18 protein-coding genes are annotated in these 22,652 nt (G+C 31.7%); 14 read left to right on the forward strand and 4 right to left on the reverse strand.

The window, feature by feature from the left end; translation table 11 throughout:
• Nucleotides 1-130 precede the first annotated feature (130 nt).
• The 9 genes from Q0516_RS01845 to Q0516_RS01885 all read left to right on the forward strand — a co-directional run bounded on the left by Q0516_RS01845 (nucleotide 131) and on the right by Q0516_RS01885 (nucleotide 15,111).
• A complete protein-coding gene (locus Q0516_RS01845) occupies nucleotides 131-664 on the forward strand; it encodes a hypothetical protein (RefSeq protein WP_294468621.1) in 534 nt (177 codons plus the stop codon).
• Between the two features lie 16 nt (nucleotides 665-680).
• Nucleotides 681-1,394 carry a hypothetical protein gene (locus Q0516_RS01850; protein ID WP_294468623.1) on the forward strand — a complete coding sequence of 238 codons (714 nt, stop codon included), beginning with the start codon at nucleotides 681-683 and terminating at the stop codon, nucleotides 1,392-1,394.
• A 76-nt stretch (nucleotides 1,395-1,470) separates the two neighbouring features.
• Entirely contained in the window at nucleotides 1,471-11,949 is a 10,479-nt protein-coding gene (locus tag Q0516_RS01855) for an LPD38 domain-containing protein (RefSeq protein ID WP_294468625.1), read from the forward strand.
• Nucleotides 11,950-12,027: 78 nt separating this feature from the next.
• A complete protein-coding gene (locus tag Q0516_RS01860) occupies nucleotides 12,028-12,333 on the forward strand; it encodes a hypothetical protein (RefSeq protein ID WP_294468627.1) in 306 nt (101 codons plus the stop codon).
• Nucleotides 12,334-12,342: 9 nt separating this feature from the next.
• Nucleotides 12,343-13,206 carry a hypothetical protein gene (locus tag Q0516_RS01865; RefSeq protein ID WP_294468628.1) on the forward strand — a complete coding sequence of 288 codons (864 nt, stop codon included), beginning with the start codon at nucleotides 12,343-12,345 and terminating at the stop codon, nucleotides 13,204-13,206.
• Nucleotides 13,206-13,601 carry a DUF2977 domain-containing protein gene (locus tag Q0516_RS01870; protein WP_294468629.1) on the forward strand — a complete coding sequence of 132 codons (396 nt, stop codon included), beginning with the start codon at nucleotides 13,206-13,208 and terminating at the stop codon, nucleotides 13,599-13,601. Before Q0516_RS01865 ends, Q0516_RS01870 begins: the two co-directional genes overlap by 1 nt.
• Before the next feature lie 146 nt (nucleotides 13,602-13,747).
• A complete protein-coding gene (locus Q0516_RS01875; protein ID WP_294468630.1) occupies nucleotides 13,748-13,999 on the forward strand; it encodes a hypothetical protein in 252 nt (83 codons plus the stop codon).
• Nucleotides 14,000-14,012: 13 nt separating this feature from the next.
• Nucleotides 14,013-14,789: a peptidoglycan-binding domain-containing protein gene (locus Q0516_RS01880; protein ID WP_294468631.1), complete on the forward strand. Its 777-nt coding sequence runs from the start codon at nucleotides 14,013-14,015 to the stop codon at nucleotides 14,787-14,789.
• A gap of 25 nt (nucleotides 14,790-14,814) precedes the next feature.
• Nucleotides 14,815-15,111, forward strand: coding sequence for a phage holin (locus Q0516_RS01885; RefSeq protein ID WP_294468633.1), 297 nt, complete (start codon nucleotides 14,815-14,817; stop codon nucleotides 15,109-15,111).
• Between the two features lie 305 nt (nucleotides 15,112-15,416).
• Here Q0516_RS01885 and Q0516_RS01890 read toward each other — a convergent pair whose 3' ends face one another.
• From Q0516_RS01890 to Q0516_RS01905, 4 genes are read right to left on the reverse strand one after another with little or no spacing between them, the layout of a single operon-like run.
• Nucleotides 15,417-16,166: a hypothetical protein gene (locus Q0516_RS01890; protein WP_294468634.1), complete on the reverse strand. Its 750-nt coding sequence runs from the start codon at nucleotides 16,164-16,166 to the stop codon at nucleotides 15,417-15,419.
• A 1-nt stretch (nucleotide 16,167) separates the two neighbouring features.
• The gene (locus tag Q0516_RS01895; protein WP_294468636.1) at nucleotides 16,168-16,452 is read right to left on the reverse strand and encodes a helix-turn-helix transcriptional regulator; all 285 of its coding nucleotides are present in this window, start codon (nucleotides 16,450-16,452) and stop codon (nucleotides 16,168-16,170) included.
• A gap of 8 nt (nucleotides 16,453-16,460) precedes the next feature.
• Nucleotides 16,461-16,688, reverse strand: a complete 228-nt coding sequence (locus tag Q0516_RS01900; RefSeq protein WP_294468637.1) for a hypothetical protein — start codon at nucleotides 16,686-16,688, stop codon at nucleotides 16,461-16,463.
• 52 nt (nucleotides 16,689-16,740) lie between these two features.
• Nucleotides 16,741-16,926 (reverse strand): hypothetical protein, encoded by a 186-nt coding sequence (locus tag Q0516_RS01905; RefSeq protein WP_294468639.1) that lies wholly within the window; start codon nucleotides 16,924-16,926, stop codon nucleotides 16,741-16,743.
• A gap of 958 nt (nucleotides 16,927-17,884) precedes the next feature.
• Here Q0516_RS01905 and Q0516_RS01910 point away from each other — a divergent pair.
• The 5 genes from Q0516_RS01910 to Q0516_RS01930 all read left to right on the forward strand — a co-directional run bounded on the left by Q0516_RS01910 (nucleotide 17,885) and on the right by Q0516_RS01930 (nucleotide 22,294).
• Nucleotides 17,885-18,268, forward strand: coding sequence for a hypothetical protein (locus Q0516_RS01910; protein ID WP_294468640.1), 384 nt, complete (start codon nucleotides 17,885-17,887; stop codon nucleotides 18,266-18,268).
• Nucleotides 18,261-19,478: a helix-turn-helix domain-containing protein gene (locus tag Q0516_RS01915; protein ID WP_294468644.1), complete on the forward strand. Its 1,218-nt coding sequence runs from the start codon at nucleotides 18,261-18,263 to the stop codon at nucleotides 19,476-19,478. Before Q0516_RS01910 ends, Q0516_RS01915 begins: the two co-directional genes overlap by 8 nt.
• A 1,083-nt stretch (nucleotides 19,479-20,561) precedes the next feature.
• Nucleotides 20,562-20,777 (forward strand): hypothetical protein, encoded by a 216-nt coding sequence (locus Q0516_RS01920; protein WP_294468645.1) that lies wholly within the window; start codon nucleotides 20,562-20,564, stop codon nucleotides 20,775-20,777.
• Complete coding sequence (locus Q0516_RS01925; RefSeq protein WP_294468647.1) at nucleotides 20,761-21,192, forward strand: DUF1492 domain-containing protein; 432 nt, start codon at nucleotides 20,761-20,763, stop codon at nucleotides 21,190-21,192. The genes Q0516_RS01920 and Q0516_RS01925 overlap by 17 nt, the downstream gene beginning before the upstream one ends.
• Nucleotides 21,193-21,418: 226 nt before the next feature.
• Nucleotides 21,419-22,294 (forward strand): terminase small subunit, encoded by an 876-nt coding sequence (locus Q0516_RS01930; protein WP_294468649.1) that lies wholly within the window; start codon nucleotides 21,419-21,421, stop codon nucleotides 22,292-22,294.
• Nucleotides 22,295-22,652: the final 358 nt, after the last annotated feature.

Raw genomic sequence — 22,652 nt, forward strand, 5'->3', positions numbered from 1 at the left:
ATTTAAACGTGAAAAAAACAATAGCGAAACAAAAGAGACCGTAGTAGAAGAAAAAAGAGAATGTAAACCGTTTGGCTTTTATTCCTTTACGGTAGAAGCAATAGAAGGCGGATATATAAAGAGGTAATATATGAGTATAGAAAAAATAAATCTAGATACATTAAGCGTAGTGGAAGGTCTTGATACTCAGCCCGCGGTGACGGGTAAAGAACTGCAAAAAAAATTTGATGAAGATTCGAAGATACTTGCAGGATATATAAATAATAATGTTATTCCGGTAGTAAATAATAATACCAGTGATATTTCTGATTTATCAAAGGATATTGAAAAAAACAGTAGTGATATAGAAGGTCTTAATAATAGCGTAAAAAATCTTAATAGCAGTGTAAGCAGTATCAACACGAATATTTCAAACCTTATTAAAACAAAGTCTTTTTCAAAAAGTGTAAGTGTAGGTCCTAAGAGTAATGCAACTGATCAGTTTACGGTAGCTATGAGCGGGTATAAATGTTTAGGTCCGATAGCGTTTAATATAGCCGGAACAAATTCTACAAATATTTTTCCTCACAGAATGACAGCAAGCGGAATATGGGCAGTAGGAAATTGTGAAGCGGAGAGTGCAAAAGTAGAAATAGCAATAACATACCTATATGTAAAATCATAGAAAGGAGGGAGTATTTATGGCTAATCCTTACAGTAATCTTAACAAGATTTCAAAAAATATATATAATAGCAATAACAAGGCTGCGGATGGGTATTATAGTCAAACGTCAAAGGCAGTAAATAACACTCAAAAACAAACAGAAAAAGAGTTAAATCAAAAAAAAGTACAAGCTGATAAAGCAGCTATGACCGAAGGAAAGGCAGCTCAAAGTAATTACATGCGTTCGATTAATCCTTACGGAGCCGGAGCAGAAAGTCAGGCAAGCAGTGGGTTAGCAGGAAGCGGTTTTAGTGAAAGCAGTAAGATTTCAGCTTACAATTCGGCACAAAACAGGATAGCAAATGCGAGAAGTACGGCAGAGCAAGCAAAAGTTGATTATGATAATCAGATTGCTCAAAGCAGAAATACAAGAGATACACAGCTTGCAGAAGCAGCACTTAATAAGCTGAATATAAAGAGTGATAATGCTAATAATTATGTAAATCAAAGAATTAGTGTTGCTGGCGGTAATGCTGATTGGAGACTGGGCAGTGCAAATTACAAGCTATCAAAAAAACAGCTTGACTTGCAAAACAAAGAACTCAAGTTCAATATGGATCAAGCAAAAAAAGCTAACGTCTCATCGAGGGGAAAAAGCAGTAAATCAAGAAGCTCGAGTAAAAAATCCAATTCTTCGGGTAGCAGTAAAAAGTCTAGCGGCAATAGTTCAAAAAACAAAGTTAAAATATAGGCTTGGTGGGACGTAAAACAGAAAATACAAAAGAAGGGTTTATTACTCTTCTTTTTTTATATATAGGAGTAAAAAAATGGCTAAAAAGAAAAAACAAAAATCATGGTCGGAAAGTCTAAAAGCAGCGGGATACGGAAACACAAGTACTTTGAGTGAAAACCAAAGAAGCCTTACAAAAGAGGGAAAGGCAAAGGCGAAGAGCAAGAGTAAATCGGGAGAAAAGGTAAATAGTGCATATAAAAATACCAATATTAAATATAATACTTCTCCTTCTTCAGCGAGTGTCACAAGTACGGGAAGACATAACATAGAGAGCAATAAACCTGTTACCAGTAATATAACAAAGCCATCAATACGTTATAGTAATGTAACGGGAAGAGGCGAAAGTAAATATAAAATAGGAGATTTAAACCCTTTTAGCCGAGGCTATAGTATTAATAATAATATTACAAACAGAAATAAGGTTAATGATTTTTTTAATATTAATAATCCTACAAGTAGTTATCTTGATTCAAAAACACAAAGAAAAGACTTTAAAAAAGTTGTCAAGCTAAATACTGACGGAAGAAGTGATAAAGAAAAATACGAAGATGCTAAAGATTATGAAAAAGCAGCAAAGACTGATAAAGATAGCAAAAAGTATATCACTAAAGGAAAGAATACAAAAGATACGGGTAATGGTTATCTTTCAAGTAATCCGTTGGAATATTTAATAAATAAACATGAAAAACAAGACATCAGAGGAAACACAAAAACTGATGTAGAAAAATATAGTAAATATAAGTTTTTAAATAAAGATGAGATTAACACATATAATTATGTGTTAGGCAAACATGGCAAAGAAGAAGCCGTAAGATACCTTGACAGTATAGATCAGCAGTTAGAGCAAAGAAAAGCAGATAACGAAACTGCACAGTTAAAAGAAGTGCAGGAAAATACTGATAATAGCAGAGAGTATTGGGGAAAGCTTTTTAAATACAGAGCGGGTGAAGATTTTAAAAATGCTGTAGAGGGTTTAGGATTAGGGGCTATTGAATCGAGCGGTAATGATTATACAGAAGCAACAAAGGCAGGACAGCTAAACAGGGAAGAAACTGTAAATACTATAAAAGATAAAGTAACCGATGAAAAAGGTAGGCAAATATATACAGACCATAACGGAAATGAAAGTGCTATATATACCGAAAAGGGTAAAAAATATTTAAAAGATAAAGACGGAAATAACATTGCAGTAGTGGTTACAGATAAAAAAGGTAATATGTATGCTGCTGACTTAGATAAAAACGGAAATATAAAGACAAATAAAAAAGGGCAATATTACACCTATGAATTAAATGAAAAGCTAAAAGGAAATCTATCTTCGATAGCTATGGAAACGGCTGAAACTGTTATAGATCAGACACCTCAGCTTGTACTTGGTGCTGTTACGGGAAGTGAAATAGTCTCTTTGGGAGCTATGGGGGCAAGTGTTTTTGGAAATAGCAAAAATCAAGCATTAAAAGAAGGAAAGACAGCAGAACAAGCAACGAAATTTGCAATATTAAGTGCATTAAAAGAAATAGGAAGTGAAAAAGTATTAGGTTTTGTTCCGGGGGTAAATAAAGAAAATGCAGGGCTTTTTACAAAAGCATTGGAAAAAACAGTAAAACCTCTTGCAAATAACAGAGTTGTAAGCAAATTTATAGGACAGGCATTGGAAGAAGGAGCAGAAGAAGTAGTTGGTGATATATTTGAACCATTGATTGAACGTGCTTCATATGGCAAAAACGTTGACGAAAACGGTAAAGAGATAAGCTTAGGAGAAAGTTATAAACTAAAAGGCAAAGATGTATTAAAAGACATGGTAATAGGTACTCTGTCAGGTGCAGTAATGAACACCGGTTCGTCGGTTTTCAGTGCGGTACAAAGAGGTAATACAACTAAAGCTATACAGGAAATGGCTAAAACCTCAGAAACAGAAAGTCCGAAACAGCTTGCAGATGAGCTGACATTTAAAGAAACCCTTGAAAATAGCAAAATTCAAGGCAGGAGTAAGGATATAACAAACGGTGTAGGTATAATCGAAAGTACTCTAGGCTATGAAAACGGCAAGTTTGCTGAAAGCTATTCTAAGAATGAGCTTATAAATATGTTTGGGGAAAACAACACTAACAAATATTTAAATGAAGTAAAAGAGATAAGAAGCGAACAGACAAAAGGCGTAAAAAAAGCTTTAGAGGGGGTAAAAAACTATAAAGAGTGGAGAGATGAAGCAAGAAATGGTGTTGCTGAAAGAGACGAAAGCGGAAATATAATAAGAAAAACCAGGACTGTAGGATCGTTTACCGAACGTAATAGGTTAAAGACAGAAACAGAAAATACAAATTTAAATGCTGAAATAGCTAAAGAGTTTGAGCTTTCAGAGGATAAAGGCGTATTAGACTATGAGAAAGCTATAAGAGAAGGGAAAAACGAAAGCGAACTTCCATATAGATTATCGGAAAACGGCGTAAATAATGCTGCCAGAAGAGATATAAAAGATATATTGAAAGTTGATACTTCAGGTTATAACGTTGGGATATTAAAACAGGCAGTAGATAATATAAACTACAATGAAACAAATGCCGGTACGAAAGACATAGCAAGAGCAAAATATATAATTGATAATTACGATAGTATCGAGCGTAACAAGGTGCTAGATAACGATAAAGGAACTTTAGGATTAACACTTAATAAAGTTATAGGTGATAATCATTACATCGTAGAAATGGCTGTGAACACGTCTGAGGGAAATATATTTATAACAGATGTATTAAAAACAGACATAGACAGAGGAACTACTATTGATGAAGAGGGATTAAAAAGACAGGAAATACAAGACGAGTTCAGACAAAGAATAGACCAGTCGGGAATAATAAATACTTTAGCTGAAAAAGTAGGCTTAAATGTAGAGTATGAAAACACTGACAGCAGTGAAAACGGGTATATAAAGGGTGATACTGTAGTATTAAATGTAAACAGTGATAAAAGTTTTATGTTTACATTCGGACATGAGCTTACACACTACTTAAAAAAGAAAGGTGTAAAGTCTTATGAAAGCTTTAAAAAGACAGCAGAGAAGATAATAAACAAGAATACTGAGTATAAAGAGCAAAAGGTAAAGACAGAAAGTATATATAAAAAAGCCATTGAAAGCGGAAGAATAGTATTAAATGAAAATGAGAATGCAGAAGATTATATTCATGAAGAAGTAATCGCTGATTTTGTAGGAAATGTGGTATTTAATAACGATGAAAAAGCAATGCGTGCGATTGTGAAAGAGGATATGAGCACCGCTCAGCGTATTATGGAATTTTTCAGAAGTATACATGATACTCTTAAAAAAGTAAGCAAAGGCGAAAAAGGATATAAGGAAGCTATACAGATATTAAAAGCAGAAAAAGCTTTTAATAAGGCTATTAATGAAATAAGGGGAATAAATGCTTTAATAGGCAAGAATAGTAAGGATACAGAAAACAGTATCGAACAGACAGCTGACGAAGGCTCAGAGGGTAAGAAAAATACTGATATTAAATATTCCATTCAAAGTGATAAAGAGGGGAATAAGTATGTAAAGATTGATACAGACCAAGATATATTTGAGGGAATAGCAAAGAAAGATTATTCAAAAATTGCAAAAATGTATATGCAGGATTACTTAATGGGAAGAACTCAGTTAAGTGAAAATGATGAAGTAGACATTAACGCAAAAAGTGTACATAAATATACCAATCCGAGACAATCAAAGGAATATAAATCCGAAAAAATGAGATTAACTCCTGAACTTAAAAATGTTTTAAAAATAGCAAGGAAGATAGGAGACAAGGAAGCATCAAAAGAAAACAGCAAGTATAAAAACTGGGAGTATTACGATTTTAACTTTGAAATAGGAGATAACCTATTCAGCGGAATAATAAACATAGGTGTAGCAGAAAGCGGTAAGAAATTTTATGAAATAAATAAAATATCCCCTGTTAGCAATAGACCTCATGCGAACAAATCGCAATCGTCTACTTTAAAGGCTAACAAAGGATATTCTGTTACTAACAGTATATCCAACGAAGCAGAAAATATCAACGATTTTTTGAAAAAAAGTGAAAAAAAATTTAGTTTAAGTGATGAAACAGATAGTGAGGGAAGCAGACTTACTAATAAACAGGCTGAATATTTTAAAGACAGTAAAGCAAGAGATAAAGATGGTAATTTACAAGTTTTGTATCATCAAACAGATAGCGAGTTTAATGTTTTTGATACAAAACTTAGAACACATTCAAAAGGTGATTATTTATTCCCTAATGGAATATTCTTAAAACCGACCAAAGATGATATCAAAATCGGTAATAATACTAAGCAGATGCAATTATATGCAAATATAACAAAAAATATATTTGCAAAAGATAGATATGATCTTGAAAGGCAAGTCAGAGGATTAAATACACAAATAAGTGGGAGAATTGATGAACTTAAAAGTTTTAATGAGTTTAAGACAATAGAGTTTGAAAAGATAGATAAACAAGCTGATGAAGCCTATAAAGAAGTTTATATTAAACTTATAAGTGAAGATGTAAAAGAAAAGGCTGAAGCTAGAGCTGTACTAAATAAATGGTCAAAAAAGGAAAATGATTATCTTAATGCATGGAATAGTGAATATAATGAAAAAGCATCTAAAATAAGAGATTTAATCACAGAAGAATTTATAAAAAAAGGTTATGACGGTATAATACTAAACAATGATGAAGGCTCTTTTGGCAGAAATGTAAAAACATATTTCGTTCTTAATTCCAATCAAGTAAAAAACACTGCCAATCTAAATCCTACTGAAAATAGTGATATAAGATATTCCATTCAAAGTGATAAAGAGGGGAATAAGTATGTAAAGATTGATACAGACCAAGATATATTTGAGGGAATAGCAAAGAAAGATTATTCAAAGATTGCAAAAATGTATATGCAGGATTATTTAAGAGGAGAAACTGCGTTAAGTAAAGATGATAAAGCAATTATAGGAAGAAAAGGTATTAATAAATATACTAACCCCGGTAAAAGACAATTTCTGTTTGATAAAAAGATGAGACTTACACCTGAACTTAAAAATGTTTTAAAAATAGCTAAAAAAATAGAAGAAAGTAAAGCATCAAAAGCAAACAGTAAATATAAAAACTGGGAATATTATAATTTCAAATTTTCTATAGACGATAAAAATTTTTCAGGAATAATCAATATTGGTGTTGATGAAAATGGTAATAAACATTTCTATGAAATAAATAATATAAAAGAAGCTCGATTAGGTGGTATATCAGGTATTTCTCCTGAATCGACCGTTCCTAAATCAAGCTCTTCTATTAATAGTATATCCAAAGAAGTAGGAAATAGCAACAGTTTTGAGGATAAAAGTTCAGACAAAAACAAAAAATATTCTTTTGCAGGAATAAAGGCAAAAACTGCAAATTTTAACAAATTGAATGAGGCAAAGTATCTTTATAAAAATAAAGAAAAAATGGCTGATATATTCAAAAAAACAGGGTGGTATATCGGAAAAGATAATAAGTGGAGATTTGAAATTGATAATTCCAAAGCAAAGCTTATCAATATTGTAAATAATGAATTATGGGAGAGATTATCAGGTACACCATATGAAAGAGCCGAGGAGATTTTAGAGTATCACAAATCACTTAGTCAAATGACGGATATGATGTTATTTCCGAATAAATATTCTATAGAACAAATAGATAGAATAAAAAATACGGTTAATAAATATAAAAGTGATTCTAATATAGTGGAACAGGAAAGAATACTTGCAAAAGAACAGTCGAAAAGAAGAAAAGACTTTTTAGAGGGAAAAGGAACTATCAGTTTAAATTCTCTTATTGAAAATGAAGAACTTTTTAATGCGTATCCTAATTTGGCAGACGTGAAATTAAAACTTTATAATCCAAGTAATAATACAATGGGATTTTATAACTCAAATAATAACACAATAGGATTAAACTCCAAATGGTTCGATGCGTTTGGAATTAGGGAAATAAAAAAAGATGATGTATTAAGAACACTTCTTCACGAAATACAACATGTAATACAAAATTATGAAAGTTTCGATCCCGGTGCAAACTTTGAAATAGAAGGCAAAGAGAAGTATACAAAAAACGCCGGAGAAATAGAGGCAAGAGATGTTGCAAACAGGCTTAATTATACAGAAAATGAGAAATCTAATACTTTACCTAAAAATAATATTGATATAAGATATTCTATAAACGAAAACTTCACTAAAGATGTAAGAGATATAATAGATAAAAAGTCAGATAAGGAATATGTAAAAGTATACAACGGTACACCGATACCGCTTATGGAAAGCGGAATGGAAAACTATCCTATGTATATGACAAGAAATCATATTATATCAACGGTACTTACAAAAAGTGAAGCAAAAGAAAAAGGTTTTCCGTTAAGAAGAGGTAAAAAGAAAAGGAAAGTTAATTATCATGGATTGGGCGAAAAGGGGCTTATAGACAGTTTATCATCTTTAGAAAATCCAAGAAATGTATACAGATATACTGATATAAATAATACTCATAATGATAATGACTTTATTATAGATACAGGCTTAATGGATAAAGACGGAAACAATATAATAGTTACAGCTAGGATAACAGATAATAAAGTTATATTAAATGAAGGTGATTATAATTTAATAACATCTGCCTATGGTAAAAACAACTATGATAACTATATTCAAAGACAGCTTGCAGACAAAAAAATAAGAGCTGTATATCCTATGGAGGGAAACCAATATCCCTTCCTAAATAGAGATAACAGCTCTTCTAAAGCTGTATACCCAAGGTGGAGTGACATCGCTGGTCACAACATCACCGAGGATAACAGCTCTTTTAATAACAGTATATTGGAAAACGAGGATAAAGTCAATAAGAAGCATTCTATTTCGGAAGAAACGATAAGGGAAGTCGAAAACTCGGATAATGAAATTATGAAAGAAATGTTAAATGAGATAAGAAGTTTAACTAAAAAAGTTGAAGAGTTAAATAAAAATTCGAATATTGAAAGAACCGAAACAGAAAATATCAATCAAGCTATAATTAAAGAAAATAACAAAAAAGTAAACAAAAGAAATGAAATACCTAATATTGAAGATACTGTTTTTGATGAAGTTATCACTACTTCCAAGGAAAAGACGCAAAGAGTTTATAACAGGGAAGTAGAAAAGGCGAGGGAATTAAATAAAGAAGCAAAAAAAGGTTTGCCGACAAAAGAAAAAAGAGAACAGATAGCTAAGATAAATCAGATAGAAAGTTCAGATGAGCTGATAAGATACTTAGAAGAGCAAACAAAAAAAGACAAAGCTGAGAGAGAAAGCAAAAAAGGGGAAAATAAGAAAGTACCTTTTAATAAGTTTGATAAGTTAAGACAGCAAATATTTAACAGCGGTCATGCTTTTGATAAGTTATCTAATATAGTTGGAGATAACAGTGTTAGAGATATGTATAACAGTAACTTACACTCTTCACAGGCTGCATGGGGCTGGTTAGATAAAGAGCAAACAGACCTATGGGGAAATGTAACGGGAAAAAGCGTAAAAGATATATTGGAACCTATAGCAAATGAAGATAAAATGTATGAGTTCAGTGATTATTTATATCATTATTTAAACATTGACAGGTGGAAAAGAGGTAAGGCTCTTGATGAAGGTGTGAGTGAAAATATTTCATCTATAATTGTACAGAACTATGAAGAAAATAACCCTGTTTTTAAAGAAACTGCTAATGAGGTATGGGAATATTACAGAAACATACTTGATTATAATGTTCAAGCCGGTTTAGTAGAAAAAGAATTTGCTGAAGAATTGAAGAAAAAAAGTCCTCACTATATACCATTATCTATTGAAAAGTTTTCTGATGAGTTTGAATATTACAAGCCTCATGAAGATTTTAATGAAATAGAAAACCCTATCAAACTTGCAAAAGGGGGCAGTGGTTTTACAAGCTTAACCCTTATTGATAAAGCAATGATTAGAAGTGCTAATAACACTATCAAAAACGCAAAGCTTAATATGTTAATGAACAGTGTGTATGATGCAGTAAAAGCAAATACCGATAAAACAAACGATTATGTCAAAATAATCAGCGAGCCGGTAACAGAAGTAGAAGGCAGGAGCGGTATGCTGATTGGCAGTGTAAGAATACATGCAAATAATATTGTTACATTTGGTGTTAATGGTTTTGAAACAAAAGTAAAAATGCAAAAAGACTTTATACAAGGTTTAAATGATTTATCAAGTAATCAAGACTATTTAGCAGATAATGTGATAGCTCAGGCACTTGCTAAAGGAGTGGATTATTTCAAAAGGTTACATACAAGTTATGACCCTACATTTATTATTCGTAATTTCTTTAGAGATTTTCAGGACGCTTTGATATGGGCAGATAAACCGTTGGAGTTTGTGAAGAAATATCCAAGAGCGTTTAGGGAAGCTAAAAGGGGACTCGGTATAGGACTTACAAGGAAAGCGAGAAACAGAGGCAGCAGGCTATGGGATCTATATGTTTCTCTTGGAGCTGTGGGAGAAGTAGGGGTAAATGAATATTCGGATTTTATAGATAGTAAAGGAAACATAAGAAAAGGTATAAATAAAATTGCAGGAAATATTGAAAAGTTAAATCTTTTAATAGAACAGGCAGCGAGATTTGATGAATTTTTAAGACAACTTGAAAAAGACGGGCAGTTAGAAAAAATACAAAACAGCGAAAGTCTTTCAAAGAATGATTATAATTCATTAATGAATGCTCTATATAAGGCTGATGATATTACACTTAATTTTCAAAGAGGCGGTAAAATAACAAAGACGGCTAATAAATATTTGATACCTTTTATAAATCCGGCACTACAGGATTTTTCAAAATTTGTAAGAAATATAACAGCTATGGACTCTTGGGATAGTAAAGATAAAAAGCAAATATTATCTTCTTCCGTTAGATTTTGTGCGAAAGCGACACTTCTTGGGCTTGAAACTTACGCAGTGTCACAGCTCATAGGAGTAATAGCAGAAGCATTTACAGGAGATGATGACGAAAGAAAGACGAAGCTTGAAAAAGAAATGTCATCATATACAGACTATTTTAAGAAAAGTCATTTCTTAATTCCTATATGGGACGAAGAAAAAAAAGAATATATTACAATAAGGATACCTAAAGGAAGGATACTAGGAAGTATAGTAAACTTTACTTCTGATACTATAAAAGACGGTTTTAATATAGAAAACTATAAAAATGATTTAGTATATTTATGGGAGCAGATAAGCCCTATGGAAACAACGGCTATATGGGGAACATTAACACAGGCGAAAAATAATGTAAATTATTTCGGAAGTCCCATTGTTTATGATACATATAGTGAATTACCTGATAAGGACCAATATGACGACAGCACTACAAGTATAGCTAAAAAAATAGGAGAAATAACAAATATAAGTCCTATGAAGATAGACTATGTATTAGATCAGTATTCTGGAGTTCTTGGTGATGTTATAATGCCTTTTCTTGCAACAGACGGTAATACAAGTCTTTACTATAACAGTTTGACTGAAAATACATTAACAGATGTTATTGGTAATATGACTAAGAGGTTAAAAGTAGATACTGTATATTCTAATAATACAAACAGTAAATATTCGAATATGAAACAAAAGTTAACGGAAGATTCAGCAGTAGAAAAAAGAATAGAAGGCAATTATGGCAAGACACCGACTAAAGCGATGATTGCACTTGTAAAAGCTAATGATAGTGAAATAAGTAAGCTTTATACAAAAAAAGAGCAGATATACAAAAATACAAAGCTTTCTAACAATGAAAAGAGAGAAAAATGCAGGGAAATTCAAATAAAAATTAATAAATACAAAGAAGCAACACTTGAAGAAGTGGAAGCGATAAGACCGGAACTTGAAAAAGCTTATAAAGAAAACTACAAAAATGCTAAAAAGAAATATGGCGATAAAGCTTATGGTAAAGTATACTCTTCTGATGTAGCAAACGCATTAGTAAAAAAAGTAAAAACAGAGCATGCGGGAAAGCTTGCATTAAATATGTTATATCCTACAAGTGATAATCTAGATGATACTGACGGAAGTGATAAATATAATAACGGTGAAAGCATCAAAAACTGCAAAATATTAAAAAAAGCAGGGGTAAGTTATTTGGAACAGGCGGAGTATCAGGTGTATGTAAATAAATACAAATACAAAAAGAAAACGGAAGTAAGCTATGAAGAAAGAGCAAAGAAGTTTAAAAATAAACTTAAATCTCTTAAAAATTTAAATACTTCCGAAAGAAATCTATTATATATGAGTACATATAAATATAATTTTAACGGAAATGCAAAAAGATATGAAGTATATGGTAATGTAAAGTATGATGTAGCAATGTATTTAGCTAAAAATAAAAATTTAACAACAGCACAAAGAGCTAAAATTGCTAAAAATGCAGGCTACGAAATTATTAAAGAAGGTAAAGATACTTACATAACTTGGTAAAGAAGGAGTATCTTACTAAAATAAAAATACTTAAAGGGGCTTATAAAAGCCCTTTTTTAGTGAAAAAGGAGAGAGTATATGGAAATTTACCAAGGAAGTAATGATAGTCTTATGTTTAATCTTAGCGGTGGATTTATTGAGGCTTCTGATTTTTATGCGGTACTGGTTAAAAGCAGTAAAAAACTGAAAGAGTGGGAGAGAGGCGATATTGATATTACAGATAATATTTTATCGCTGTCATTAACACAGGAAGAGACAGCAATGTTTCCCGCTGGGGATGCGATATTATCAATGAAATGTTTCAACAGTAATAGCCAAGTTGAATTTGCATCTGAAATAGAAATTGAAATAATAGCAAGAAAAGATAAAGGCTATATATTTTAGAGGTGGATTATGAGTGATATAACAATTGTGCCTATTGAAAGTAATAATGTAGAAAATATAGAAAGTGTAAAAGGTTCTATTATTATTAAAAAGGGATACAGTCCTTATATAGGTGATGACGGATATTGGTATGAGTATGATGAAAATACTAATAGTTTTTTTAATACAGGTATCATTGCGGGAAGCGGTGATATGTTAAAAAGTGTATATGATACGAATAATGACGGAGTAGTGGATTTGGCAAGTCAGGCGGACAATGCGGATACGGTAAACAACCTCACGGTGGAGACTGCGGTACCGGAAAATGCTGTATTTACAGATACTACATATGAAACGGTAACGGCTGAAGCTAATGGACTAATGAGCAAAGAAGATAAGGTTAAACTAAACGGTGTAGCAGAAGAAGCAAACAAGACGGTAATAGTATCTGATTTTGCTGAGGGAATCAGTGCTGATACAGCTTTAGCCTCCTCTCTTGGCGGTTATCTTCTGGAAAAAGTGCAGGCTTTGGAAAGTGCAAGGTCCTTATTATTGTTTTCGGGGGCTGTAAAAACTGGAACTATAACCCTTACAAATAGTGCTTTTGGATATAAATATTTAGTTCTTTATATAAATTCAGCAACAGACGGTATACCGTTTGGAACTGGGATATTGCCTACTATAGCTATACCTCCGTCAACACCTACGGTAATATTTTCTGATACTACGGCAGACAATAACCATAGCACCTATATGGGAAAATTCTTGATAAATAGTACTGACGGAATGACTATAACAATAGAAAGGCAAGTAACAAACGTAACGCATATAACAGGAAAAAGCCATGGCGGTAGCAGTTCCTATTATGTAAGAACGATATATGGAGTATTATAATGAAAATAAAAATAGATGAAAATAATTATATAACTGCATATGCGGTTATAGGAGATGTGGAAGATAGTATTGATATAAACGCGGAAGAGAATATATTTAATGATAATCCATGTTTTTTATATAAATATGAAAATGGAAGTATCGCCCTTGACGAAAATAAGAAAGCTGAATATTTAAAAGAGCAGGAAAAATTAAATAAGATTGAAAGTATTCAGTTACAGATAGATGAAGTAAGTATGTGGCTTAATAATTATGATGAAAAATATAAAGAGTACGAGCGATGTCAGCGTTTTGGATTGGAATTTGAAGGAGATATTGATGTATTGAACTCTCAGGCGTCGGAAAAGCAAAGTATGCTTATAGATTTAAAAAATCAGCTAAAAAACCTTAAATAATATGACGGTTTTAGGTGTATAAATACTTTAGCGTAAATAAAAAACCGCTTAAAACGGCTCTGAGGGGGCGTTTTTTTAGTGGGTTTTTCTTTATATAAAAGGGCTTCGGCTCTTTTTTTATTTTAAAAGGAAGGGGGATATTTTATGTGAATACTATTCAGTTTTTAGGCATGCTTGCAACATTAGGCGGTTTTATTATTGCTCTTACGAATAATATTAATAAATTTTCTAATACAATAACACGATTAGATACTACTGTTAATAATCTTGAAAAAATGGTTCAAGAATTAAAAGAAGATAATCATAAAAGTCATGCAAGATTATTTAATAAAACCGAAGAGCAGGAAGAAAGATTAATCGATCATGAAAATAGAATTAATAATTTAGAAAATAAATAAAAGGAGAAAAAAAATGCTAAATAGAAAACAAGCCGAAATTAATTTAAGATTTTTCGGTTACCGATATAAAGGAAAGAAGTATGGGATAGACAGCGAATATAAAAAAGCATTAAAGAGGTTTCAAAAAACTTATAAACTACCTCAAACGGGGAAGCATGATAAGAAAACTGATGAAATGCTCGTAAAGAAAATAAAAGACCTTGAAAATATGCTTTACTTTTTGGGGCATGATGTTGTTGTAAACGGAAAGTTCGATAAAAAAGATAGGGCAGGGGTAATGTCTATCCAAAAGAAACATAAACCGAACAGTTATAAAAAATACAAGGGGATTATAGACGGTCCTACATGGGATACGATAAAGTATTATTACAAAAAAAAGAAGAATAAAAAAAGATATTTCTTTCAAAATATGGACGGAAGTTTAAATTGGAAAACAATAGAAAGACATGGGTTTAAAAAAAGTGAGTTTAAATGTCACTGTGGGGGAAAGTATTGTAACGGATACCCTCATTCCATAGATCCTAATATAATCTATGTAGCAATTAAACTTAGAAGAAAATTCGGGGCGATTGAGATAACCAGCGGGGAAAGATGTTCAAAATGGAATAGTCTACAAAGTGGGTCAAGTTCTACCAGTACTCATATGTTAGGCAAGGCGATAGATTTTGTTGTTATTAGCGGTAAATACAATAAATCTACGATTATAAATTATTGTTATAAATTAAAACATGTTAAATATTCATATTCAAACAGTACGAATATGGGTAATGCGGTACATGTGAATGTTTAGAAAACAAAAGAAAGAGGTACATATAATGTTAGAAAAAATTAAAAACAGTTTAAAGGAAAGATTAAATGTAGTATTTGTAGTTCAAATATTGCTTGCGATATTTACACCGATACTTGCATATGCGGGTATCACTGCGGAAAATTTGACTACTTGGGGAGCGTTGTTTGATTTAATTAAAATGGCACTTAGCAATCCTTATGTGTTGGGGCTTGTCGCAGTCAGCGTGTGGAATGCGGTAAATAATCCGACTACTTCAAATATACTTCCTATAGGTTCAAGTGAAAATATGGATATCGAAGATGAGGACGTTGATTTGATTTAATAAAATAAAAGTAAAATGTAAGAGGAGCTTAGGCTCCTCTTTTTATTTAAAATTAACTTTTAGGCTTGAAAAATAAAATTTAATATAGTATTATTTGTATGTACTTTTTATATATCCTGTATCAAAAAGTACATACAATTTTCAATAACGGAGGAGCTAATGCTCCTCTTTTTTTTATTTTCTTTTATCTCTTGTGTATCTTACGTATATTCCCTTTCCTTGTATTGATATAATTAAATTTTTCTTTTTTAAGTTTTGTATTACTTCATTTATTATGCTAGCGGTTTTATTCCCGTAAACCTCTTTTAATTCTCTCTGCGGTGGCGTTCTGTTCTTTTATTCGACGATTTTTTCATTTCTATTTTATTTTTATTGAATATCTCCCACTCTTCGGGGTATGTTTCTGCGTACCAATTCAGAAAATTTCCGTATAAATTTTCTTCTGCTTTTTTCCTTGCTTTTACTGCATCTTCTAAATTTTCAAAGGAGCCTAAGTGATATTGTTTTCTTTGGAAATAAATATATGCTCTGAATTTTCCACTTTCAAGTGTGGAAACACCTTTATATCCGGTACTGTTGTTTTTATTCTTTTTTCTGTCTATAATACTAGTTATATTTGTGTTGCTTACACGTGCAATTTCTTGAATTTTATAGCCTTTTTCTAGGTTTTTTAGGTTTTCATGACCGCAACTTTTAGTTCTTCCGTTTTTTAGAGTATAAGCTTTTGTTTCAAATATTTTCCCGCAGGAACACTCGCATACTGCCATAGGTCTTTTTTTCTCTTCTTTTTTTACGTACAATACTGTCAATTCCCCATATGTTTTACCTGCCATTGCCAGCACGTCGTCGGGTATAGGATATGAAGGCACGCAGCCGCAGTTAGGATTTTTGGAGTTTAAGAGATACTGACCGCTTTTAAGTATGGTATTCCCACATTCACACTCACATTTCCAAAGTGTTTTTCTGTAAGGATCGGTAATTATTACCTTTTCTATCGGTGTGAGTTTACCGTATTTTTTTCCTGCTTCAATACTTCGTTGATTTTTTCTTGCCATTTTAAACCTCTATTTTATTATTATGGCAGTCTCTCCCGTAATTTACCAATGAACAACTTTCACAGTCTCCGTCTTCACGGATGCAGTCGAAATATTTTTTGTTTATGCCGTTGTCTATATCTTCTCTCATTTTCCTCATTATAAATATTATCATATTTTTTATATATTCAGGCGGTATACGTTCTTCTCTTTCCCATTTTTCATAGGTGCGGTATGGAATATCTACATATTCACATACCGTCTTTCTTTCCAATTTTAGCTTTATTCTTACTTCTTTGATTTTCATGGTATTACCTATGCTTCCGTCGCCTGTACTACATATATATATTCGTCGTCTTCGTAGGTTTCACCGTCTATAATGTTAATATCTTGGTCCGTCACACATTCTATCAAATATTCTAAATATAATCTTATTGCATCTTCACTGCTTTCTGCTTCAGTTGTGTCTACTTCGTGCCATATGTTTTCGTGAATATCATTTTCTTTGTTTATTCTTTTATATTCAATCTTATAAGCCTTCATTTTCTTAAACTCCTTTTTTTGTATTTTCCCCGCCGAAGCGGGGCTGTTTCTGTTAACAAAATTCAATAATTTGTTCGCTAGGGAATGTATTTAAAAATTCGTATGCTTCTTCTTCATTCTTTGTTTCAAATTCTATTTCATCGCCGTTGCTTGCTTCAAATATACCTGTTTCTTCGTCCCATGTTATTGTTACTACTTCGTTTTCCATTGTTTCTAATTTAATCATATCTCTTTTCATTTTTTCGTTCTCCTTATTTCTTTCTATGATTATATTATACACCCCAATGGGGTTATTGTCAATACCTTTTACAAAAAAAATTTGGAAATTTTGCAAAAAAAAAGAGACCACATTTAAGCCCACATTTTGTTAGTTCTTATAGTGTTTTTTATGGTTCATATATGAACTTGCTATCCCACTAGATTAGTTATTATACCCGCATTATGTCTTTATTGTTTCGTGTGTTGTAAATTATTAATGTTTCCTTCTCCGCCATTATGTATTTTCACATCTTACTTATGTAAGATGTTTTTTTTATTGTTTTTTAGGGTGGTTTTATATTTTATATTTTATTTGGTATCATTTCAGACTGCATTTCTAAAGACGTTTTGTTTGGTATATTATTTTGATTTTTAATGTGAAGAGTTTTACTTATTACTGTGTTTAATTATTGTATCTTTGGATTTGCATTTTGGTATGTGAGGGCGGTGCGGGGCGCGGAATCTGCTTTAGCAGGCGTAGTGCCCCGCAGGCAGGGATGATTTTATTGTATCGAAGGTATATAATAAAATTCATAACATAAATACTTTTTATCTTTATGTTTCTACGCACTATGGTTTTATATTTTATTTACCGTTTTAATGTTTGTATTTTGTATTTGATTTTACATCGTTATAAAAAATTTATTTTTTACGTTTTAGGTTTTATGATTTTTACAACTGTTTCCTTTTTTTATTTTACAATCCTATTTTTATTATTTATAAAATTTTACAAATACTCGTCATTATCCTAATTTTATTTCAATATTTGATTTTAAAATATTTATCCTTTTAGATATATCATTAGCCCTGACGAAAATAAAAAAGGGTTTTACTTTTATTTAAAGAAGAAATCGGAATTTTTATTTATTATGAATAGAAGTAAGAAATCCGTCTTTATTTTTAATAAAAGTTAAATAAAAGGATAACGGAGGGAGAAAATGGGATTTAAAGGAAGAATAAATCTATGCGGACGTTATTATTATGATATATGGTATAGGAGATTTTTTATTTTTATAAGTAGCATGAAGTACGATAAAAAAGTTTTGTGTTTAGGAAGTAATAAAAATATTTTAAGAGGAGGAAAGAATAGAAATCTTTTGGGGAAAGTATTTGATATCAATCATAAAACCTTTGGCCCAAAAGAAATACAAAACAGAAAAAGGACTAAAAAAGAAAGCCTTATTCAAAGGATATGTAATTTTTTTAGAAGCCTGTCCTTAGGGGAAGTATTGATTGTTATTATTACCTCGGTTGTATTTATGTCATTATCAAGCACTGCGGTGCGGATAGGAAAGCTTATAAGCGAGGCAGTTTATGGGTAATTTTAGAAGGGGAAAGAGTGAGAATAAATCCAAATGCGGGTTCACGGTGATGAACAATCATCATCTCAGGGACAAAGAGCTGAGTTTGAAGGCAAAGGGACTTTTAAGTCTTATGTTATCTCTTCCGCCCGACTGGGAATACTCCGTGAACGGGCTTTGCTGTATCGTAAAAGAGGGCAGGGACAGTGTAAAGAATGCTTTAGATGAACTCAAAAAGCATGGATATTTGGAAGTTTTTATGCTAACCCCCGATAAGAGCGGTACGGGGAGGATAAAATACATATACAAAACTTATGAATTGCCAAAGGATAGAGAAGATGAAGAGGATAAAAAGGGGTTTGGTAAGAACGATAAAAAATTATTCTGCGGGGCTGACAAGAGAGAAAAAATGGACGTTACATCAAAACAGGAAGAAGCAGTGTTTGGTAAGAACGATAAGAAATCATTCTGCGTGGCTGAGAAGAAAGAAAAAATAGAAAGTAAATTGAAACAAAAAAGAGAAGCAGGGGGTATAAAGGTCGTGTCTGATGATAATGAAGATAAGAGAGGATTATACGATAAATCCTATGAAAATATAAAGGTCGGCAGGTCAGGTTCTGCTAAAGAAAATAGAAGTATTGCATGTAAGGATTTAAAAAATAAAGAAGAAAATAAAAACTGTTTAGAAACCAATGAATATCCTATTGACAGTAAAGAGTTAGGCGGGGATATGGGCAATGATAAAGAGTGTAAATCGAGCATATCAGACCAAGGGGATGATTATTTTTTTAATCAAAATAAGAAAAAACAAGGAACTAAAAATCAGTATGCTGTAAATGAGGGTGCTGATGATGAACATTCTGAAAGTAAGAGACAAATAAATAACGATGAACAAAGTATTGATAAAATAAATATAGATGATATTTATACTATGTTTGCAAAGCCGGATAGAGAAAGCATAAAGAGCTACTGCATGGAAAGGAAAAACAGTATCGACGCGGGTAAGTTCTATGACTTCTATGAGAGCAAGGGCTGGATGATAGGCAGTAGTCCCATGAGGGACTGGAAAGCCTGCATAAGGAATTGGGAGAGGAATGAAGAAGAGAAAGTCAAAAGAGAGAAGGCAATATCAAAAAATAAGGGGAAGACCGAGATAGAAAGCGACCGTTACTATGATATGTATGACGATTATTCCATGGAAGATATAGAAAAAATGATGATGGATTTTTAGATGGATAAATTAAATGATATTTAAATCTACTGCTTAGATAAATATTGACGGATAAAACGTATCTCATAAATCGGTTTTAAATGATATTTATATTTATTATGCTTTGTTTACAGGTAAATATGATAAGTTTTGTCTTGTATGTCTGTAAGTTATTTTGTTTTAAATCGGATTTAAGGATAAGGTAAAAAGCTGATTTAAAATTAAGCTTAATGGGACATCACGGATATATCAAATTTTATTCTTTATTGAATGTCGGATTAATATTATGAGTAACGCAGATTTGTTTTATCTATGAAAGAAATACACGATATAAAGATATTAAATTAAATATATATTTATGAATGGAGTTTTTTTAAGGATATTCATAGAAGCGTATAAGTTAAATGATTTACATCAATTTCGTTTATTATTTTGTTTATGTATATGAATACGATAATCAAGTATTATATTAAAGTGTGATATTGAAAAATTATATTTAAAATATATAGCTTATGAGTAAAGCATAAATAAAAGGATATCTGTCAGTTGAGTTTTTGTAGGATATTTCTTTGATATAAAAGTTTAGGCAGTAGTAAATATGATGAGTTTTGCTGAGAAGCATAGGTAAATGGTTTGTTATTAAAGGTCGGATATTATATTTAAGGAGTTTGAGGGATAGCGGTAAGTTGTTCGTTATTGAAGGTCGAATATGGTATTCAAGATAATATTTCATTGTATATCAAAGTATCATATCTAAGTGTGATATCCATTGTAATATTTTAATGTGAGAACCAAGTATCATATCTAAGTGTGATATTCATTATGGTATTAAAAAATGATATTTAACTGTGATTTAAAGTGTGATATTGAAAAATTATATTTAACTGTGATTTAAAAATATCATATTTAAAATACCAAATTTAAAAATGATTTTGGATAAATTATATATATCAAAGGGAGAATTATTAATTAATGTTCTGTAGGGATATTTTGAGTATTGGATTTTTTTATCGCCCAGTAACGGATCAATATTAGTGCTATGGGTAAGTTATATCATTTATATTAGAAGGATAAGAGTAGTAATTTGTTTTTAAGGAGGAGATTATGATCGTGATTAGATTGATTTGTGCATTGTGTTTACATATAAAAGACCCTTGTTATGACGGAGGGTATAAAAATAGGATAGGAAGTAGATTTGTTGAGTTATCGGATAGGGTGATAAGGGCATTTAAAAGTTTTAAAAGTAAGGAGCGAAAAAGAGTAAGATTAAAGACAAAGTGCGGGACTGGAAATGAGGTGTTTTATGACGGCTTCTTATAAACAGACACAAAAAATGCTTTATGATTATCCTATAAAAAAGAAGCAGATCGGAGTCGATGAGATTTCTCTTGAAGAGATGAAGCTGTATTCAAAGGATATAAGTGCTGTAAGGTATGACGGTGTGAAGGTGAATAACGGCAGTGTTAGGGATGAGACGGCAGAAGAGGCGGTGAAAAATGCAGAGAGGGAAAGGTTTTTAAAAGACAGGATTGAGTCGAATAGGCTGTTTATAAAGAAGATAGATAGAGCAATGGAGGTGCTTACGAAGACCGAGCATGAGATAATAACCCTAAAATATTTCCATTTTATGAGGGATTATGAAGTGTACGACGGATTATGTATATCAAGGGCGAATTATTACAGGATAAAGAAAGAGGCGGTTGAGAAGATATTGGATATGGTGAGGTTTGTTTGATTTATTTATGTACTTTTTGTTTTTAAAAAGTACATTTACATTTTAAAACCGCTTAACAATTATGAGACTAATATGGGACTTTATTTTTAAAAAACTGTGGTATTATATTAATTGAAAAAGAGCGAAAAAGTTTAAGATATATAAAATTTATATAGATATAAAAGAAAATTCAATACAAAGATTTATTCGAAGCGGAGGCGACTCTGCTTTTTTATTTGGAGGAAGCATGATAAAAAAGGAAGATAAAAAGCTTACCGAGAAGCAGATGAAGTTTTTAAATGAATATATAAAAAACGGTGATGTCAGAGTTTCCGCTTTAAAAGCGGGGTACAGTAAAAATAACGCCGTGAAAATGGGGGAAGAAAATTTAAAAAAAGAGAATGTCAGGAAATATATTAAAAAGGTTTTTGGAGAAGGTTTCATCGGCGATGAGGTGATATCGAATGAAAAGACAGACAGTAAATCAATTTCATATAAAAATAAAATCGAAAAAGATGCAGATTGTGAAAAGTGTTTAAAAGAAGACAGAAAAATCAAATCAAAGAAAGATTTAAAAGATATAAATTCAGTGGGAGAAGCTATCAGTAAAAAGAAAGACTTAGCTTGGGACAGTGAAGAAAAAAGAGGCGTTCATCGGTTTAGCGGTGAAAAAAGTTTTAAAGAGAATGATTCCGATGACGGAGAAATGATTATCGAAAAAAAAGATACAGAAGTTTATGAGAACGCGAAGATATATAAGGCTGAACCGAAGGAAGAAGATGAAGTATCTTTAAAGCACTTAAAGGACAGTTTGAATATAAATAATGAATATAATTCGGATATAGAAAATGATTTGAATTTATATGAGATAAAGTCAGAAGAGTATGCTGAGTATAAAGAAGATTTTAACCAAGAGCTTACGGATACTTTTGATAAGAAGCACAGTATTGCAGATGAGGAAGAAGTCATGGAATATTTAACTTCTCTTATAAGAGGAAGCTCTGCCACCGAAAAAGAAAAGCTCAAAGCCGCGGAGCTTATGGGTAAGAAGTACGGAATGTGGAGCGAGAAGATAGATTTGAGTGAGAGCGGTCCTAAGATTATTAAAGTGGATATAGTCTAAAGGGGCACTGCCCCTAAAACCCCTTTATAAGGGACTCCGTCCCTTAAGAACTCTGCCAATATTTTTCCAAAGATAAAAATATTGGATAAAAATCTTTCACTCAATCGCCGTGATGGCTTTAACGCGGTCGGATTTTGACTATTCACTGTTCGAAAGAACAGATAAATTTAACAAGAGTTAAATTTATTCAAGCTTTAGCCCTCGAATAACACGAGCGGATTTGCGTTAGCAATATTTGCGAGTTTCTTTATGTAATCTCTGCCCGAGATTTTTGAAACGACCGCTTCCCCAAACTCCCTGCATTAAAAGTTTTATCTTAAATTAAAGGTAATAAATCTTTTAGGTAATATGCGGGTGA

The organism is uncultured Anaerofustis sp. (assembly GCF_938029165.1).
In the GTDB taxonomy this organism is placed as follows: domain Bacteria; phylum Bacillota; class Clostridia; order Eubacteriales; family Anaerofustaceae; genus Anaerofustis.

Coding starts and splice junctions, on each gene's coding strand:
- Q0516_RS01855 (WP_294468625.1), top strand. CDS start 1,471: ATGGCTAAAAAGAAAAAACAAAAATCATGGTCGGAAAGTCTAAAAGCA.
- Q0516_RS01920 (WP_294468645.1), top strand. CDS start 20,562: ATGATCGTGATTAGATTGATTTGTGCATTGTGTTTACATATAAAAGAC.
- Q0516_RS01905 (WP_294468639.1), bottom strand. CDS start 16,926: ATGAAAAGAGATATGATTAAATTAGAAACAATGGAAAACGAAGTAGTA.
- Q0516_RS01930 (WP_294468649.1), top strand. CDS start 21,419: ATGATAAAAAAGGAAGATAAAAAGCTTACCGAGAAGCAGATGAAGTTT.
- Q0516_RS01900 (WP_294468637.1), bottom strand. CDS start 16,688: ATGAAGGCTTATAAGATTGAATATAAAAGAATAAACAAAGAAAATGAT.
- Q0516_RS01850 (WP_294468623.1), top strand. CDS start 681: ATGGCTAATCCTTACAGTAATCTTAACAAGATTTCAAAAAATATATAT.
- Q0516_RS01910 (WP_294468640.1), top strand. CDS start 17,885: ATGGGATTTAAAGGAAGAATAAATCTATGCGGACGTTATTATTATGAT.
- Q0516_RS01895 (WP_294468636.1), bottom strand. CDS start 16,452: ATGAAAATCAAAGAAGTAAGAATAAAGCTAAAATTGGAAAGAAAGACG.
- Q0516_RS01870 (WP_294468629.1), top strand. CDS start 13,206: ATGAAAATAAAAATAGATGAAAATAATTATATAACTGCATATGCGGTT.
- Q0516_RS01845 (WP_294468621.1), top strand. CDS start 131: ATGAGTATAGAAAAAATAAATCTAGATACATTAAGCGTAGTGGAAGGT.
- Q0516_RS01915 (WP_294468644.1), top strand. CDS start 18,261: ATGGGTAATTTTAGAAGGGGAAAGAGTGAGAATAAATCCAAATGCGGG.
- Q0516_RS01890 (WP_294468634.1), bottom strand. CDS start 16,166: ATGGCAAGAAAAAATCAACGAAGTATTGAAGCAGGAAAAAAATACGGT.
- Q0516_RS01865 (WP_294468628.1), top strand. CDS start 12,343: ATGAGTGATATAACAATTGTGCCTATTGAAAGTAATAATGTAGAAAAT.
- Q0516_RS01885 (WP_294468633.1), top strand. CDS start 14,815: ATGTTAGAAAAAATTAAAAACAGTTTAAAGGAAAGATTAAATGTAGTA.
- Q0516_RS01880 (WP_294468631.1), top strand. CDS start 14,013: ATGCTAAATAGAAAACAAGCCGAAATTAATTTAAGATTTTTCGGTTAC.
- Q0516_RS01860 (WP_294468627.1), top strand. CDS start 12,028: ATGGAAATTTACCAAGGAAGTAATGATAGTCTTATGTTTAATCTTAGC.
- Q0516_RS01925 (WP_294468647.1), top strand. CDS start 20,761: ATGACGGCTTCTTATAAACAGACACAAAAAATGCTTTATGATTATCCT.